Raw genomic sequence first — 15,673 nt, 5'->3', positions numbered from 1 at the left:
CAACGTCACCCGACATGGCACCACCGCCCGACGTGGAGTCACCGCCCGACCCCGCATCACAGGGAGACACCCTGTCCACGCGCGCGCACGAACTCGCAGCGCGCCGCGAAGCGTTCGTGCGCGCCACCGTCGTGCGTGCGCAACGGCCGACAAGCGCGCGGCCAGGAGACACCGCGCTGGTGAACGCACGCGGCGAGATCGACGGATTCGTCGGCGGCAACTGCGTCGAGGCATCCGTTCGGCAATACGGCTTGATGACGCTCTCGACCGGTGAACCACTGCTGCTCAGGGTGCTGCCAGGCGAACCGTCCGCGGAGCCGGAGTCTGGCGTGGTCGAAGTGACGAACCCGTGCCTGAGCGGCGGCGCCATTGAGATTTTCCTCGAACCCAGGCTTCCGGCTCCCCGGGTCGTCGTGGTCGGTACCACCCCGATTGCGCATGCCATCGTCGCCGTCGGTACCGCGGCAGGGTGGAGCATGTCCCTCCGGGATGGCCTGTCGGTGGACCCAGCGCCCGATGACGCCGCTCTTGTTGTTGCCTCACACGGCCGCGACGAGGAGCCGGCCCTCGAAGCGGCGTTGATAGCGCAGGTGCCTTACGTCGGTCTGGTTGCCAGCCCACGGCGCGGCGCAGCAGTGGTGAGTTCGCTGGGCACTGCAGAGGCGGATCGCATCCGGGTGCACAGTCCTGCGGGGCTCGACATCGGTGCCAAGACGCCGGGAGAGATCGCGGTGTCGATCTTTGCGCAGCTGATTCAGGAGCGCGCGACGTCCCGACCGCCCAGCATCCAGCAGGCATCAACCATCGCCGTCGACCCTGTCTGTGGCATGTCAGTTGCCGCTGTGTCGGCATCCATTCATGTCGACGTCAACGGTGAGTCGTACTACTTCTGCTCTGCTTCCTGTCGGACGGCCTTCCTCGCCAGCCCGGATCAGTATGTCGCCGCTCGGTGATTTCTCGCCTCGTGACCGAGGATGTCGAGGCGCACGATGATCGACGGGGCCCGACCGGGCGCAACGGATGACGTGCGTAGCCACATTCCAGACGTCGAGGCTCTGCGCGCGGCCCTTGACGACGTCGGCTATCTGGCCGATGCGGGCCTGGCTACCGCCCTCTTCCTGGCCGTGCGCCTGCCGCAGCCCATCCTGCTCGAGGGCGAACCCGGCGTGGGGAAGACTGAGGCAGCGCTCGCGCTGGCACGGGTGCTCGACACTCCGCTCTTCCGACTGCAGTGCTACGAGGGCATCGATGCCGGGGAAGCACTCTACGAGTGGAACTATCCGCGCCAGTTGCTCGGCATCCGCCTGGCAGAGGCAAACAGGTCGAATGTAGACGAGATAGAACTGTTCGGGCCGGAGTACCTGCTGCGCCGGCCGCTACTCAAGGCCATCGAGCATCGCGGCCCGCGTCCGGCTGTGCTGTTGCTCGACGAAATCGACAGGGCGGATGCCGAGTTTGAAGCGTTCACCTTCGAGATGCTCGCAGAGGCCGCCGTCACGATCCCGGAGCTCGGCACGGTACGCGCGTCGCATCCCCCGGTCGTCGTTCTGACATCCAACCGCACCCGTGACCTGCACGACGCGCTGACCCGGCGATGCCTGTACCACTGGATCGACTACCCATCGCCGGACCGCATTGCAGAGATCGTGCGTCGGAAGGTCCCACAGAGTGCGGAACCGCTTGCGCTGCAGGCCGCATCGGCCGTCGCCCGGCTGCGCTCGCTCGATCTCGACAAACCCCCTGGCATCGCAGAAGCGATCGACTGGGTGTCGGCGCTGACCGTGCTGGGTGTTGACCGGCTCGATGTACCGAGCATTGATCGCACCTGGGGATCGCTCCTCAAGAACCGTGACGATCGCGAGCTCGGAACCGCGCGAGGCGCCGCCTGGCTGATGGAGAGCCAGGGACAGCACGAGGGTCAGCATGGCTGAACAACGTCTCTACCCCGCGCTCAGCGTCGAAGCCGCATCGCTGGCGGTGGGGATCACAACGGCGCTGCGGCGGGCTGGACTGCCCAGCTCCCCCGATCGTGCGGCGAGACTCTCCCGGGCATTTCGTCTCGTTCCGCCCGTCACCATCGACGCACTGTATTGGACGTGCAGGGTCGTGTTCGTCACCGGCAGGGACCAGCTCGACCTCTTCGACACGGTGTTCGCGGCAGTCTTCGCAGGAACCGGCGACCCGGCAGAGAGCCGCGGCGACCCGAATGCGCCGCCGATTATGGCGCCATCGCCGGCACGGCCAACGGCCAGTGATCAGCGCCCTGAGGCATCGCCCCAGGACGTGCCGAGTGTTGATACCGCCGTCACTGTCGGTACCGGCGGAGGCGGTGACGACACGCAGGAGTCGACGCGCGACGCGATTCTTGCCGCCGCATCGGCCGACGAACGCCTCCATGAGACGTCGTTCGCGCAGCTCACGCCTGAGGAGTTGCTGCACATGCACGAGCTGGTGCGGAAGCTGGCGATGTCGACGCCGGTCAGGCTGAGTCGCCGAACGCGACCCTCGCTGCACGGCGGCAGAGTTGACCTCCGCCGCACAGTGCGGGCGGCCCATCGAACGGGTGGCGATGCGCAGAGGCTCATATACGCCGAGCGCACAGCGCGGCCGCGCCAGCTTGTGCTGCTCTGCGATGTCTCCGGCTCGATGGAGCCGTACACGCGCGTCTTCCTCTCCTTGTTACAGGGCGCCGTCGCGGGCGCGCGGGCAGAGGCCTTCGTCTTCTCGACCCGATTGACACGGCTGACGCGCCAGCTGACGGCCCGCGACCCCAACCGGGCGCTGGCCCGTGCGGCCGCGCACGCGCCCGACTGGGCCGGCGGAACCAGGCTCGCAGAGAGCATCCGCAGTTTCATTGATGAGTACGGACGTCGCGGCCTCGCGAGGGGCGCCGTAGTCGTCGTGTTGTCGGATGGCTGGGCGCAGGATGACCCCGATCAGGTCGCCGCTCAGATGAAGCGCCTCCGGCTGCTCGCGCGCACGATTGTCTGGGTGAACCCGCGCAAGTCCGCGGAGGGCTACCAGCCGTTGGTCGGCGGCATGGCGGCTGCGCTCCCCTACTGCGATGCCTTTGTCAGCGGACACAGCTACGCGGCATTGGCGGATGTCGCCAGGGCGATTCACACCGACACGAATGGTGCTGCGCCCATTCACCCCGAACATCTTCACTCGACCGCATCCAGATGACGAACAGAGGACACCGCCATGCAGATTGAAAGCACCTTCAGCGTTGATGCACCCATCGACCAGGTTTGGGATGCCCTGATGGATTTTGAACGGGTGGCCGGCTGCGTGCCGGGGGCCGAGATCCTGAACAAGCTCTCTGACGACACCTACCAGGTGGCCATGAAAGTGAAGCTGGGTCCAATTGCCATGCAATACCGCGGCCAGCTCACCGTGGCTGAACGAGACGCCGACCAGCATCGGGCCGTGTTCGACGGCCGGGCCCAGGAGACGAGGGGGCAAGGCGCCGCGCAGGGGTCTGCGACGCTGGTGCTCGCCGAGTCAGACGGGCACACCACCGGTTCCGTCACGGCGAATGTCGATCTCTCCGGCAAGGTCGCAGCGATGGGCAAGAGCATCATTGGCGGCGTGACCGATCAAATGATGTCTCTTTTCGCCGACAACCTTCAGGCAATGCTCGGGGAAGCGACGCAGCAGACCGGGCCAGAGGTGGCCGGAGCTACCAGCGCGGCTAGCGGACCCGAAGCCACGGCGCGCAGCGCCACCACCTCCACACGAGCCGCCACCCATTCGAACGCGGCGCACTCCTCCACCGCCCCCGACAACAGCCTGAATGCGTTCTCGTTCATGAGCCGAATGGTCATGGACCAGCTTTCCCAGCCAGGGCGTCTCATCGGCGTGCTCGCCGCTGTCGCGTTCGTTGCGTTCCGCGTTGGCAAGCGCGTAGGTCAGAAATCACCGCAGTGACCACGCAGCAACGGAGCCTCAGCCATGCGTGACGTTCTCGACACATTGTTGGCCGAGTGGCACACCGGCGAGGTGGCCGGACTGGCAACGGTCGTGCGCACCTTCCAATCGGCACCGCGGCCTGCCGGGGCATCGATGCTGGTCACCGCGCAGGGGGCAGTCGTCGGGTCCGTATCCGGCGGGTGTGTTGAGAGCGCGGTCTACGAGCTGGCCACCCAGGTGATCGCAGAGGGGAAGCCAGAACTGGTGCGCTACGGCATCAGCGACGAAGACGCCTTCTCGGTCGGCCTGACGTGTGGCGGCATCCTGGACGTTTTCGTTGAACCCATCTCACCGCACACGTTCGCCGACCTTTCCGCACTCGGAACAGACATTGGGAACGACGTGCCGGTGGCCGTCGCAACCGTGATCGAGCATCCGGATGCCAGTTGGATCGGCCGCCATCTTGTGGTGCGCCCGCACTCAATCAGCGGTGATCTCGGATCAGCGGAGGCGAATCGCGCTGTCGGAGAGGACGCCCAGGGGATGCTGGCGGTCGGCAGGAATGGCACTCTCCCCTATGGGCCCAACGGGGAACGTCAGGACACCGGGATGCGGGTGTTTTTCCAGAGCTTCGCCCCCAAGCCGCGCATGCTGGTCTTTGGCGCCATCGACTTCGCTGCGGCGCTGGCCACACTCGGGACCTACCTCGGCTACAGGGTCACGGTGTGTGATGCCCGCGAAGTGTTCGCCACCCCCGCCCGATTCCCTGCCGCGGCTGAGGTCATCGTGGCTTGGCCGCACAACTACCTCGCAGGGCAGTACGCCACAAGACTGCTCGATGCGCGAACTGTGATCTGCGTGCTCACCCACGATCCCAAGTTCGACGTCCCGCTGCTGCAAGTGGCCCTGCGCGGCCCACGGGTCGCCTACATCGGCGCCATGGGATCCCGACGCACGCACGAGGACAGACTCGCTCGGCTGCGCGCCGCTGGTGTAAACGAGCCTGAACTGTCGGCACTCCACAGCCCGATCGGCTTGGATCTGGGCGCGCGCACGCCGGAAGAAACCGCGGTGTCAATCGCGGCCGAGATCATCGCCTTGCAATGGGGCGGCAGCAGAGAACCCCTGGTGAGGCTGACCGATCGCATCCATCACGACGAGCCGCTTGAGGCCAGCCCCGATCCGCTGTAGCGAGCTAGGTGACGGCGATGAGGTCGATCTTTCTGATGTCAGGGTCGCCGACCAGCAGCTGTGGCCCGTTCTCCGCAACGGCAGCCGGGATGGCGCCGGTGAGGTGAGCCTGCCGGCCATCTTCCGTCTCGAACGTGTCAAAGATTCCAAAGTGCGTGTCGTCGATCTTGAAGGCGTACCAGGTCTTGGTCTCAGGTTCCCCGGCCGCGATTTCGCGAGCAGAGGCCAGGAAGTCCCAGACATCTCGCCCTTTACCCGGTTGGGCTTCCACCAACACCAACAGTCCAAACTTGAGTGCCATCACCGTCTCCTCAGCGTCGCTTCGCAATCGGCGACATCGCGTGACTGCGTGACGGCCATGGCGGCCGTGATCCGAGTGTATGAATATGCTTCGGATCGGACAATGGGACGCTGCACCGCGAACCAGCGTTGGTATCGCGATCGCGATGTGGGTGGAGTTCCCGCCCGACCTAGTGTTCAGAGCGCGGTGGACGCAGTCGGGTTTCCTCAAGGTCGAGCATCGCCTGCGCTTGGGCAAGGATGCGCGACGGGTAGTCCCCACGCCCTCTGGCAGCGAGCAGACTCTGGCGCTCCGCATCGACGACGGCCATGCGGAGTTGTCGATAGGTGCGGTGCGGCGTCTCCCCAGAGCCGGCGCCCAGGTCGTTCGCGCGCTCCCAGGCTGACTCCGAACGGAGGAACGACGATTGGCGTACGCGCTCGACGACGTCAGGGTCGATCACGTCGTCATGGTTGATCGCTGCCGCGGGGTCATCCAGCACGGCAAGTCCGTCGTAGCTGATCTCATCGAGGAGAGTGGCGAGCTGCTCGCGGTCCTTCGATTCATCCACGCCCTGGATGCCGAGCACACGGATCAGCAACGGCAGGGTGCCGCCCTGCACGACGAGCGTCACCACGGCGACGGTGAAGGCAATGAGGATGAGCTGCTCGCGGTACGGCGTTTCCTCCGGCAGCGACTGGGCTGCGGCAAGCGTGACTACACCTCGCATGCCTGACCAGCCCAGCACGATTCCCCCACGCCAATCGATGGCCTCGTCACGCAGCTGCGTGAGATCGGCTCGACGGCGTGCGTAGAGTTTCTCCGCCCGAATGCGTTGCTTGGTCTTCAGGCGGCTCGTACTGGGATGAGTGCGGAAGTACCCCAGCATCAACCAGAGGCCGAGCGTCTTCTTCTCCGTGCGGGCGGCCTGTGCGTGCAACCCAAGCACAAGCGGCCCTACCCAGAGGAATCGCAGCGCGATCAGCGCAGCCGTGGCGATGAGCCCGATGAACACCGCATTGGCTGCGCTGATGGTTCCCGGTGCAACGTTCTCGATGAGCGTTCGGATCTCAAGACCGATGACGAGGAAGACTGCGTTCTCAAGCAGGAACTGAACGGTGCGCCAGTTGATGCGGTCGCTGACCCTGGACTGCGCGGTGAAGATCGCGGGACTGGCATGCCCCGTGTACAGGCCGGCGACCACGACGGCCAGCACTCCTGAGGCGTGAATTCCCTCTGCGGGCAAGAACGCGATAAAGGGGACGGCGAGCGAGATCGCGGTGTCGAGTACGGGGTCGTTCAACTTGGATCGCACGAACACGGTGACGAAGCCGGCTGCCAGCCCGATTGCGATGGCAAGGACCACCGCGTAGAAGAAGTCGACCACACCGTCCCAGGGACTGATGATCGCGCCGCCCGCCACGGCGACCGCAGACCGCAAGAGCACCAGCGCTGTCGCGTCGTTGACAAGCCCTTCGCCCTCGAGCATCGTGAGGATGCGCGGGGGAAGACCAAGGCGACGTCCAACGGATGTCGCGGCCACGGCATCCGGTGGACTGATGATCGCTCCCAGCGCCACGGCAGCGGCGAAGTTGAGGTCGGGCAGCAGTGTGTAGAGCAGGAAGCCGACGCCGAACGCGGTAACAATGACCAGGACCACGGACAGGCTCGTGATAGTTCCCAGGTTTCGGCGGAAATCGATGATCGGAACGCTGATCGCGGCGGCGTAGAGAATGGGCGGGAGGAGGACGTCGAGCACGACCTCGCTGGGCAGGATGAACGGCGGCATGCCAGGCATATACGAGAGCGCGACGCCGGCGCCCACCAGCAGGATGGGCGCGGCGACTCCCAGACGTTTGGAGAACGCGGCAGCGGCCACGATGATGGCCAGGCCAATTACGCCATAGATACCAAGTTCCATTATTCGGTCAGGTCCTTGGAGCTGATAGCGCGCGTCCCATCCATTGTCTGAGGCCTTTCGACGTGTCGAAAGCAATCACTTAGTTAAGATCGCACTAACTATATTGCGTCGAACTGAGTGATCTACTCAGGAAAGCGACCGCAATGGCGACTGCTCACCACCAACGTTAAGCCATGCTCGCCCAGGCGCCGAGGGTCTGCACGCACTGTGGCCGCACCATCACCAGGATCGCGCCTTCCGCGGAGTAGCGGCTAGAACGCCACTTCCAGCGTCTCGGGCTCCTCCACCGGTTCTACGAATTCGACGGCGGGCCGCGCGGCCGGGTTCTGCGCCTGTTGCGCCGCGTGTAGCGCGCCGATGTAGCCGAAGACGCCGGCGGGGGCGATGCTGGCGCCTGGGCCTGGGTAGGTGTGCCCCATGACCGACGCCGTGTTGTTGCCGGCCGCATAGAGGCCCTCAATCACCGACCCGTCGGTGCGCAGCACCCGTGCGAACTCGTCGGTGACGAGACCGCCCTTGGTGCCGAGGTCGCCTGGGTACACCTTGAAGGCGTGGAACGGCCCGCGCTCGATCGGCGCCAGGTTCGGGTTGGGCTTGACGCCAGGGTCGCCGTAGTAGCGGTCGTAGGCTGTGCGTCCACGCTGGAAGTCCCTGTCGACTCCGGCCGATGCGAAACGGTTGAAGCGCGCGACGGTCTCCGCAAAGGTTGCCGGTTCGACGCCGATTTTCGCGACGAGCTCCTCGATGGTGTCGGCCATCACAATTTCACCGGCCTCGGTCATTTCCTTCTTGGCAGCGAGGGCGAATGTGTTGAGATAGCGCTTGGTGTGCCTGGCATCGGTGACGAGCCAGGAGTGGATGGCCGGGCTGACCTTGTTGTGCTCGAGCATGTGGTGGCCGAAGTCGACGTACGACTCAGACTCGTTGAGGTAGCGGTTGCCCTTCTGGTCGACGACCATGCTGAACGGCATCGAGCGCTCGCCGAGAATGAAGCTGTTACTGCCCGGCTTGAGAATTACCCCGGCGCCCCACCAGGCGTCCTCCATCATCGCAATCTCGCCACCGACATCCATTCCCACTTGGATGCCCGTGCCCATCTGTCCATCCGGAGCTGCAGACCAGCCGGGGATGCCCTGGTACTTCTGCCGCCAGGCCGTGTTGCGGGCAAACCCTCCGGCCCCGAGCATGATGCCGCGGCGCGTGCTGATGCGGTGCTCACGCCCGTCGTGCTGCACGACCGCTCCAATGACGCGGCCGTCCTCAACGAGCACCTCGGTGATCGGCGACTCCAGCCAGACGGGAATCTCGTGCTTCTGCGCAATGTGCATGAGATTCCCGGCGAGTGCCGGTCCCATGCCGCGAGCCTGCTGGCCGATGATCCCATGCCCGAGCACCCGCAGAACGAGTTGCGCACCGCGAACGAAGCCGCCCAGCGACGACCACGCCCTGCTTAGTAGCCAAAAGTCGTCGTTGCGGACAGGCAAAGGGACACCCTGCTTCATGCGAGAGAGGCGCTGGTAACCCTTGAGCTTCCGCATGTTGAACGACGTGACCTCGATACTGCGGCCGATCTTGCCGCCGGGGAGGTCGGGGTAGTAGTCGGGATAGTCCTTCGCACGCGACCACTTCACGCCCTCGTCGGCGAGCAGATTGACGTAGTTCGGGATGGCGGTGAGAAAAGCGAGCTTGCGTTCCCTGCTCGTCCACGGGCCGACGTCGCCGATCACGGCATCCATGTAGGCGAGCGCTTCGTCGATCGAGTCCTGCGCGCCATCCCGATTCATGAGCGGATTGTTCGGCACCCAAAGCCCGCCCCCAGAGATGCACGTCGTGCCGCCCCAGAGGGCTTCGCTCTCAACGACGAGGGTGTCGAGTCCGTTGATCTTCGCTGTGATCGCGGCCGAGAGGCCGGCGGCGCCCGTACCGGCCACGAGATAGTCGACGGTGTCGTCCCAGTGGCCTGGTGAAACGTGGGCGGCTGGGTCGTGAGCGGAAGCTGGCATTGCGATCTCCTCTGACCGGGCAAAACCGAGACGGTGCGTCTCACTTTCCCGAAAGTTACGCCAGTTTTATGCGTACCGCAAGAGGCGGTTCGGCGACCGGAACGTCGCACATTCAGTCGACGGAGGATTTCGACTCGACGCCCACGCCGAAGCGTCGCTTTTGTACCCGAGGGACATCAGCTTGCTGCCTATCTGGGCAGCGTCATGCCCGAGCGCGACAGGTCATAGAGGTCAGGTTGTTCTTGCTCAAAAAGTGTTTCAAGAGCCTCGCTGCCGTGCGCCATGACGAACATCGCCTCATCGTCGGTCGCAGGAACCACCTGAAGCCACGTCGCGTAGACATCCTCGTCTTCGTAAGGCGGGAATCCTTCGTCCCAAGTGAACGGCGGAAGAAGCAAGGCGTGCGGCGTTGTCACCGCCTGCCCGTGATTTGCGAACGCATCGGAAATCACTGTTCCTGGTCGTGATGGCCCTCCATCAGCAACATAAAACGCGCAGTATGCAAGACCGTAACCGAAGATTGTCCATTCTGATGCGGCACAGCCGACAAGCTCGGTGACAACCGGCTTCTCGTTATTTTTCCTATATCCCGTATCAAAGAAGCTCATCGCGACCGTAGCCCACGAAGTAAAAGACCGAGCAGGGCAGTCTGGAATGGAAAACCCGCCGATCGCATGCCCTGAGATGGCAGTCTCATACTTTTCAACCACAGGTGCCGCACTATGCTGCCCGAAGCCAGCAAGAGCCTTGTCGCGCGCAATATAGGAATTGATCATGTATCACCAATGCTTGGTCTACGAGCAGCTTGGCTCGATGCTGTCCGTGAGGCGCTTCGCGGAGAGGCGGAATGCTTGCCCTCGCCCGCAACTACCTTGTCGCCGGGATAAACGGGATCGCGATCTTCGGGTTAACAACACGGGTGCCTGCTGAAGACACCCCGACAATGGACACAACGAGGTGCCCAATCCAAGCCGCCCAAACCAGCACATTCGCCACGAGAAGCGTTGGCGGCAGTCCCCGGCTGGCTTGCATATCTCCAGTCAGAACGAGCCCGAAAATCATGTTGAACAACACAAGGGCTGCCGCGATCGCTGCGACAAGCGTCACAGTAATCGCCCAGTTTGCTGCCCACCGCGAATTCTCGCGCACCAGCAAGTCCGGGTGCCGGCGGTTCTTAGCCGCGAACACACCGAGCAAAATCGGAGCAAGCACCGCGCCAAAGAACGGAACAAACCAGAGGAACCCAATCCCCCAAAAACGGCGGCCGGACGCGTTCGGCACGGGCGAGTACTGGAACGTCATTTGCTCCGAAGGAAGAGATGTCATGTCGGATCGTATTCTAGTTCCGCCAAAAGGCCGCATGTCGAATTCTGGATCAGATCGGGCTTCGCACTCGCTCCCGTCCCGAGGCTGATAGCGGGCTCAGAAGAGCTACCGGTCGTCACCCAAGCGGGAATCAACTTCGGACTGCCATTTCTTGCTGAGATCTATGCTGTGCAGCGAAGTGTCATTCGAGTACTGGGGGGTGTACACGAAGTCAGAATCCAATGACCGCGTTTCGGCAGAATAGTGGAGCTTGAGCTGGGTCGGAATCGCAACACCCAACTCCTTGCAACCGTCATAGAGGCGCTTCAGCTGCGCGGTCCCAAAGTTCACCAACGACTTCTGGCGTGGGATCGATGTGTCTACGCCGGGAACCTCGCTCTTGGCCACGAGCTCTCCCTGAACCACGAAGAACGGGTCGAAGAAGAGTGTGCCATTCTCCATCGAGGCATAGATGAAGATATCGCTCGCCGCATCCCCGACGTATTCCAAGCTCACGCCTACGAGTTCAGACTGGACATCGGCAAGGAGATCTTCAATGCTGCTCATTTTGGGGTTTCCTTCGACGCCTAATTCAGAATGGATTCTTGATAAAACTCGTCACCAATGGTGCACTCCACGTCAAACTTTACTGGACGGCCCGTCGCGGGATCAGTCTCGATCTTCACCTCGACTGAGACTCTTTCTGGTCCGCCTTCCCTCTTCGGGTCCAAAGCGCGAGCCCACTGGTTTTCGATTCGTCCGTAGTCGCTCAGATTTACAGGTGAGATCACGCAACGGTCAGGATTGAACTTCTTGAGATGCTCCATTGTTCTCTCGTTGACAATGAGCCCGGGCACGCCAGGAACATGAGCGAAGTCATCCACACCGATTACTCCAGTGACTGCCAAACACACAAGATCCGGAAGAGTCATCCCATCGAATGTTCCGAGCTCAGCCATCTGCGACTCGAAAGCGAGCGTAAACGGGCTGCTTTCAAGCCCTGTGAACCCGTCAAGAGTCGACGCCAATTGTGGAGTCACGAGATAGAGCCCTTGGATCGTCGACAAGTCCGAAACAGGCATCTCCCACAGGACCAGATCAACTCGAGCAAATGGCTTCACACCTTGGACCAGTGCGGCCGGGTCTTGGTCAAATTCAGCACCGTCGCCAAGACCGAAGGGCACGTCAGGCTCGAGGAGAAAAGAGCTCATAGATAGATAACCCAATCAAGCGTTCCTAGGAAAGTCGTCTCACGATAAAACTCGCATTGACAATCGCGTCCGGGTTCAACTGGACCCGGACAGCATCCGCCGCGGATACCAGCGACCCACCCAAGACGCTGCGTAGATCGGTGACTCCTGCAGCAATTGCGACATCTTCGTCGGTGTAGGCCCGAATTTCCTCCGGAAATTGACCCGGGGCAAATTCATGCGAGCCAGTTGGAACCCAGACCACTGCCCGGAGGAACTCCTCAGAAAGTGTCTCGTCACCCACAAGGCCAGCGGCATGAAGCTGAACGAACCGTTCAAGTCGATTCCTAGCTTCAGGCCAACCGAGCGCAGTCGGCGATGGACGATAGTCCGGGTTTGGAACGAAGTCGCCGGTGATTTCTCCCTCCTCAGAGACCTTCCACGCTCCCTCGATCCCTGCAGGCGGAACCTCCTCATTCGCGTTGAGTTCAGGGTCAACGACATAGACCCACGCGCCAGGACTCTGCGCGGCGAGTTGGCGGAGCGCAGACGTAATCGGCGGAATGAAACGATCGTTGACGTTCACGGCTTACCCCTAACAGTTGCGAATAACAGTTGCGAAAGCGGACCGGTGGATCGATCCTTACGCGGGGAACTCGACGCCCTAGACCTGTCCTCCACCGAGGCCCAAAGGTCGCAAGTCGAGTTCTGCATCAAATCCCGGCTTCGCTCCCGGCCCGAGGATGGGCGCGGGCTAACCTTGCTCTTTGGCGAGCGACAACTGGACTTCGCTCTGCCAAGTGCTACTCAGCTCAGAACTGTCCAACGTTGCATCGTGGGAATACTGCGGTTCGTACTCGAACTCCGCATCGAGCGAACCCGCTTGAACGGAATAATGGAGCTTGAGCTGCGTAGGTATGGCAGTCCCCGAATCCTTACCAGCGTCGTACAAGCGCCTAAGCTGCTCGTTCCCGTACTTCACCATCGCCCGTTGACGAGGGATAGATGTATCTACTCCGGGAAGGCTCTCTCGGGCCACTACTTGCCCGTGGACAACAAAGAACGGGTCAAAGAAGACAGTCCGGTCCTCAATCGAACCGTAGATGAAAATGTCGCTCGCCGATTTGCCCGCGTACTCTAGGCACACTGCGATCATCTCGGATTGGGCGTCTGCGAGAAGTTCCTCTAAGGAATCCATTTGTCTGCCCCAAATTCTATTCATTCATCAATGAGCGCTCGAAGAAGCGGTTGTCAATCGTATACTCAACGTCGAACCTAACCGGCCGCCCCGTCGCAGGATCGGTTTCTATTCTCATATCGACGGAGACCTTCTTTGGCCCGCCCGGCTGCTCTGGTTTTAGTGCCTTGGCCCACTGTTCCTCAATTCGGCGGTACTGACTAAGGTTCACGTTTTTCAGCTGCGAGACTATGTTGTCGAGCTCTGGTGATCCACCAAATCGATCCCCCGCGAGGTGCCCTGCGTGGTCGCCCGGGAGTTTGCCTGGCGTTTTCGGATTATGCGGAAGCCGGCCCTCATGCGTTTTCAGATTCAGATCGTCCGCATGGAAGCTCGAGATGTGGCCGTTCTTATCGGTCGTGTAGATGTACTCGAACTCACCGGTCTTGTACGTGACATTTGGTTTGAGCGTGCCATCTGAGTTGAAGTGCTCACCATTTCTGAGCGTCACACCCGCAATCTCAGCACTCTTGATGCCTTTCAGCCCCTTGAGGGTCTTGAGCACGCCTGCCCCACCAAGCAGGAGAAGCGCAACGTTGGTAGTGACTCGCCCTGTCCCTTCGCCGGCATATTCGTCCCACTGGTCGGCAGCGATGAAATCGTCCCACAGCGCTTTGGCCACGCCCCCAGGGTCCTCGACTATCGCGCCAATAATGCCGCCCCAGAGATCGCCGACGTATTGATCCCACCACGATTTGCCGCCACCGAACCAGTCGTCGAACATGTACTTGATCGGCAGCATGTCCCACGCGCCAACAACTGTGTCCCCGACCTGGAGGATGACTCCTTCGACGAATCGTCCGGGGAACTGGAGGATCTGATCCCACCATTCGATTCCGGGTTTCTCATTCGAAGTCTGCCCGGCCGCTGCGCGTATCTCGGCAGCAATTTCATCACCGGACCGCGTGAAGCCGGCAAGTGCAGTTTGTGCGCGGGCCTGCGCGCTTGAGAGTGCCACCGCACCAGGGTCTCTGAACGGGGCGACCACCGCCTCTCGCGTTCCCGGCTCGGCGGCGTAGGCCCTTCGCTTCGCCGCACGGTGCTCTTGGAGCGCGGCCGCGGTGGCATTCTCGGCCCTGGCCGCGTCCTGAATCGCCGCCTCGATTTCCGCCCGCGCCGAGAGGAATGCCGACTGGTACCGGAGCATGGCCGACGCAGCCCTACTGAACGCGGCCGGCGCTTTGCCGGTCCGCGCTGTTTCCCGGGGGACGAACGATTCCCAGCTGGACGCTGCGCGCCCGTGCCACTCGGGCAGGGACATCGTCTGCCAAGCACTGGTGACGGCGCGTGCAGGGCCAGCACCGGCACCTACCGCCTCCAGAACCGTAGAGATCGCCGTGGGGCTCCCGGGAAGAACCGTTTCAACCGATGAACTGCCGGAGATCATCGGCTCATCCCAAGCCCGGATGCTGCATTCGATAGGAGCGTGTCCAGACGACTCGTGTCAGCTGCAGCACCGGTGAGAAGCCGCGAAGCTTCACTGGCCGCGTTCCCACGCAGCTGGAACTCACCGGACCATGCCGACCGGAAAGCGACAAGAGCAGCCGCGACTTCCGCATGGCCCAGATTGCCGCTCGACAAGTTGTGCACGGGATGCGTTCCGATCGCGTTTCCGATCGTTGTCGCGTTGGTCGCTGCATTCCGCAACTGCTGCGGCGAGCACTGAAAGGTACTCATTCACTTCTCCGGAACTGCAGCACCCAAATTATGGGGACCGCCACTGATACTTCCATCGGGTAACAACTCAAGATCGATAGCGATCGGCGGCGCACCGTTCGTGATCGGAGGTGGCGTTTCTCGGGAACGCAGGTCTACGACCACGCCATGCTCTGAACCAGGATCGATGAACAGATGCCTGGCTCGAACAGGAAGGCCGAAGAATTTTATGCCGGTTAGGCGAACCCAGTCGTACCCATCCTCGGCATTGTCCAGGTCAATCTGATCTTCTGCAACCATGAAGCGCGCGAGTTTTTCTTGGCTCGAAAACACCGGGGAAACGAGCTGACCAGTCACAGTGAACACCGGCGCCCCGAAGTAGTCCGGACGATGCAGATACATCTCGCTGAGGTCAAACAGTTGCCAAAGTTTGCCTGTGTCGGCAAGCCCCCGACTCCATAGCTCGGCGAACTCTACAAGAAGCGGACGCTCAACTTGATCACCTTCCGGCGTCACAGCATTGGCCGCGCTAGGCACAGGCGACGCTCGTTCGCTCGGCGACATACCTCGACGTGTCAGTTGATCTTCGAGGCGATTTGAGAATCGAGGTCGCGCATCGCGTTCGCGGTCCCGGTCAGGAACTGCTGGATCTCGTTCAACTGTGAGATCAGCGTGTTCGCGCTCGTCGTGTACTTCGTGTAAGCGTCGTTGAACTTGCCCGACGCCTGATCGGTGACGAAGCCCGAGGAAACGAGCTGGCCGATCTGGGTCTGCATGTTCTGTAACTTCGTTGTGATCTCGTCACGACCCGCACCCAACTGGGTTGCTGCGGTCTCGATCTCGGCGTAGCTGACCTTGATATTCGACATAGAAGCGGGCCTCTTTCAATAAGCAGTAGCTAGATAACGGTTAAATGCATCCGGAATCATAGATCCCCCCGGAACTGCCAATCACAGCGCGCAAACTTACGGTCTGCTC

17 protein-coding genes are annotated in these 15,673 nt (G+C 62.2%); 5 read left to right on the top strand and 12 right to left on the bottom strand.

Annotated elements, in window-relative coordinates:
- Positions 1-14: 14 nt before the first annotated feature.
- Genes AC25Z0_RS02395 through AC25Z0_RS02375 form a run of 5 tightly spaced genes read left to right on the top strand, consistent with a single transcriptional unit; the run spans position 15 to position 5,103 of the window.
- Positions 15-953: an XdhC family protein gene (locus AC25Z0_RS02395; RefSeq protein ID WP_488132183.1), complete on the top strand. Its 939-nt coding sequence runs from the start codon at positions 15-17 to the stop codon at positions 951-953.
- Positions 954-989: 36 nt separating this feature from the next.
- Complete coding sequence (locus AC25Z0_RS02390) at positions 990-1,931, top strand: AAA family ATPase (RefSeq protein WP_488132182.1); 942 nt, start codon at positions 990-992, stop codon at positions 1,929-1,931.
- Positions 1,924-3,186 (top strand): vWA domain-containing protein, encoded by a 1,263-nt coding sequence (locus AC25Z0_RS02385; protein WP_488132181.1) that lies wholly within the window; start codon positions 1,924-1,926, stop codon positions 3,184-3,186. Before AC25Z0_RS02390 ends, AC25Z0_RS02385 begins: the two co-directional genes overlap by 8 nt.
- Positions 3,187-3,204: 18 nt before the next feature.
- Complete coding sequence (locus tag AC25Z0_RS02380; protein WP_488132180.1) at positions 3,205-3,930, top strand: SRPBCC family protein; 726 nt, start codon at positions 3,205-3,207, stop codon at positions 3,928-3,930.
- Between the two features lie 24 nt (positions 3,931-3,954).
- Positions 3,955-5,103, top strand: coding sequence for an XdhC family protein (locus AC25Z0_RS02375; protein ID WP_488132179.1), 1,149 nt, complete (start codon positions 3,955-3,957; stop codon positions 5,101-5,103).
- A gap of 4 nt (positions 5,104-5,107) precedes the next feature.
- Here the strand turns inward: AC25Z0_RS02375 and AC25Z0_RS02370 are convergent, their stop codons facing one another.
- The 12 genes from AC25Z0_RS02370 to AC25Z0_RS02315 form a co-directional block, all read right to left on the bottom strand.
- Positions 5,108-5,404, bottom strand: a complete 297-nt coding sequence (locus AC25Z0_RS02370) for a putative quinol monooxygenase (RefSeq protein WP_488118653.1) — start codon at positions 5,402-5,404, stop codon at positions 5,108-5,110.
- Positions 5,405-5,573: 169 nt separating this feature from the next.
- The gene (locus tag AC25Z0_RS02365) at positions 5,574-7,304 is read right to left on the bottom strand and encodes a cation:proton antiporter (protein WP_488132178.1); all 1,731 of its coding nucleotides are present in this window, start codon (positions 7,302-7,304) and stop codon (positions 5,574-5,576) included.
- A 251-nt stretch (positions 7,305-7,555) separates the two neighbouring features.
- Positions 7,556-9,307 carry an FAD-binding protein gene (locus tag AC25Z0_RS02360; protein ID WP_488132177.1) on the bottom strand — a complete coding sequence of 584 codons (1,752 nt, stop codon included), beginning with the start codon at positions 9,305-9,307 and terminating at the stop codon, positions 7,556-7,558.
- Positions 9,308-9,495: 188 nt separating this feature from the next.
- On the bottom strand, positions 9,496-10,083 hold the full coding sequence (locus AC25Z0_RS02355; RefSeq protein ID WP_488132176.1) for a suppressor of fused domain protein: 588 nt from the start codon (positions 10,081-10,083) through the stop codon (positions 9,496-9,498).
- A 91-nt stretch (positions 10,084-10,174) separates the two neighbouring features.
- A complete protein-coding gene (locus tag AC25Z0_RS02350) occupies positions 10,175-10,633 on the bottom strand; it encodes a magnetosome magnetite crystal formation protein family (protein WP_488118649.1) in 459 nt (152 codons plus the stop codon).
- 105 nt (positions 10,634-10,738) lie between these two features.
- Positions 10,739-11,179 (bottom strand): hypothetical protein, encoded by a 441-nt coding sequence (locus AC25Z0_RS02345; RefSeq protein WP_488132175.1) that lies wholly within the window; start codon positions 11,177-11,179, stop codon positions 10,739-10,741.
- Positions 11,180-11,199: 20 nt separating this feature from the next.
- Positions 11,200-11,823 carry a hypothetical protein gene (locus tag AC25Z0_RS02340; protein WP_488132174.1) on the bottom strand — a complete coding sequence of 208 codons (624 nt, stop codon included), beginning with the start codon at positions 11,821-11,823 and terminating at the stop codon, positions 11,200-11,202.
- 25 nt (positions 11,824-11,848) lie between these two features.
- The gene (locus AC25Z0_RS02335) at positions 11,849-12,388 is read right to left on the bottom strand and encodes a type VII secretion system-associated protein (protein ID WP_488132173.1); all 540 of its coding nucleotides are present in this window, start codon (positions 12,386-12,388) and stop codon (positions 11,849-11,851) included.
- 168 nt (positions 12,389-12,556) lie between these two features.
- Complete coding sequence (locus tag AC25Z0_RS02330) at positions 12,557-13,000, bottom strand: hypothetical protein (RefSeq protein ID WP_488118646.1); 444 nt, start codon at positions 12,998-13,000, stop codon at positions 12,557-12,559.
- A 16-nt stretch (positions 13,001-13,016) separates the two neighbouring features.
- Positions 13,017-14,426, bottom strand: a complete 1,410-nt coding sequence (locus tag AC25Z0_RS02325; RefSeq protein WP_488118645.1) for a DNA/RNA non-specific endonuclease — start codon at positions 14,424-14,426, stop codon at positions 13,017-13,019.
- A gap of 290 nt (positions 14,427-14,716) precedes the next feature.
- Positions 14,717-15,232 (bottom strand): hypothetical protein, encoded by a 516-nt coding sequence (locus AC25Z0_RS02320; RefSeq protein ID WP_488118644.1) that lies wholly within the window; start codon positions 15,230-15,232, stop codon positions 14,717-14,719.
- A gap of 38 nt (positions 15,233-15,270) precedes the next feature.
- On the bottom strand, positions 15,271-15,564 hold the full coding sequence (locus AC25Z0_RS02315; RefSeq protein WP_488118643.1) for a WXG100 family type VII secretion target: 294 nt from the start codon (positions 15,562-15,564) through the stop codon (positions 15,271-15,273).
- Between the last annotated feature and the right edge of the window lie 109 nt (positions 15,565-15,673).

It is taken from the genome of Leifsonia sp. Y862, from assembly GCF_057669585.1.
Note: the sequence above shows the minus strand (reverse complement) of the source record. Positions and strands in the feature narration are given on the sequence as shown.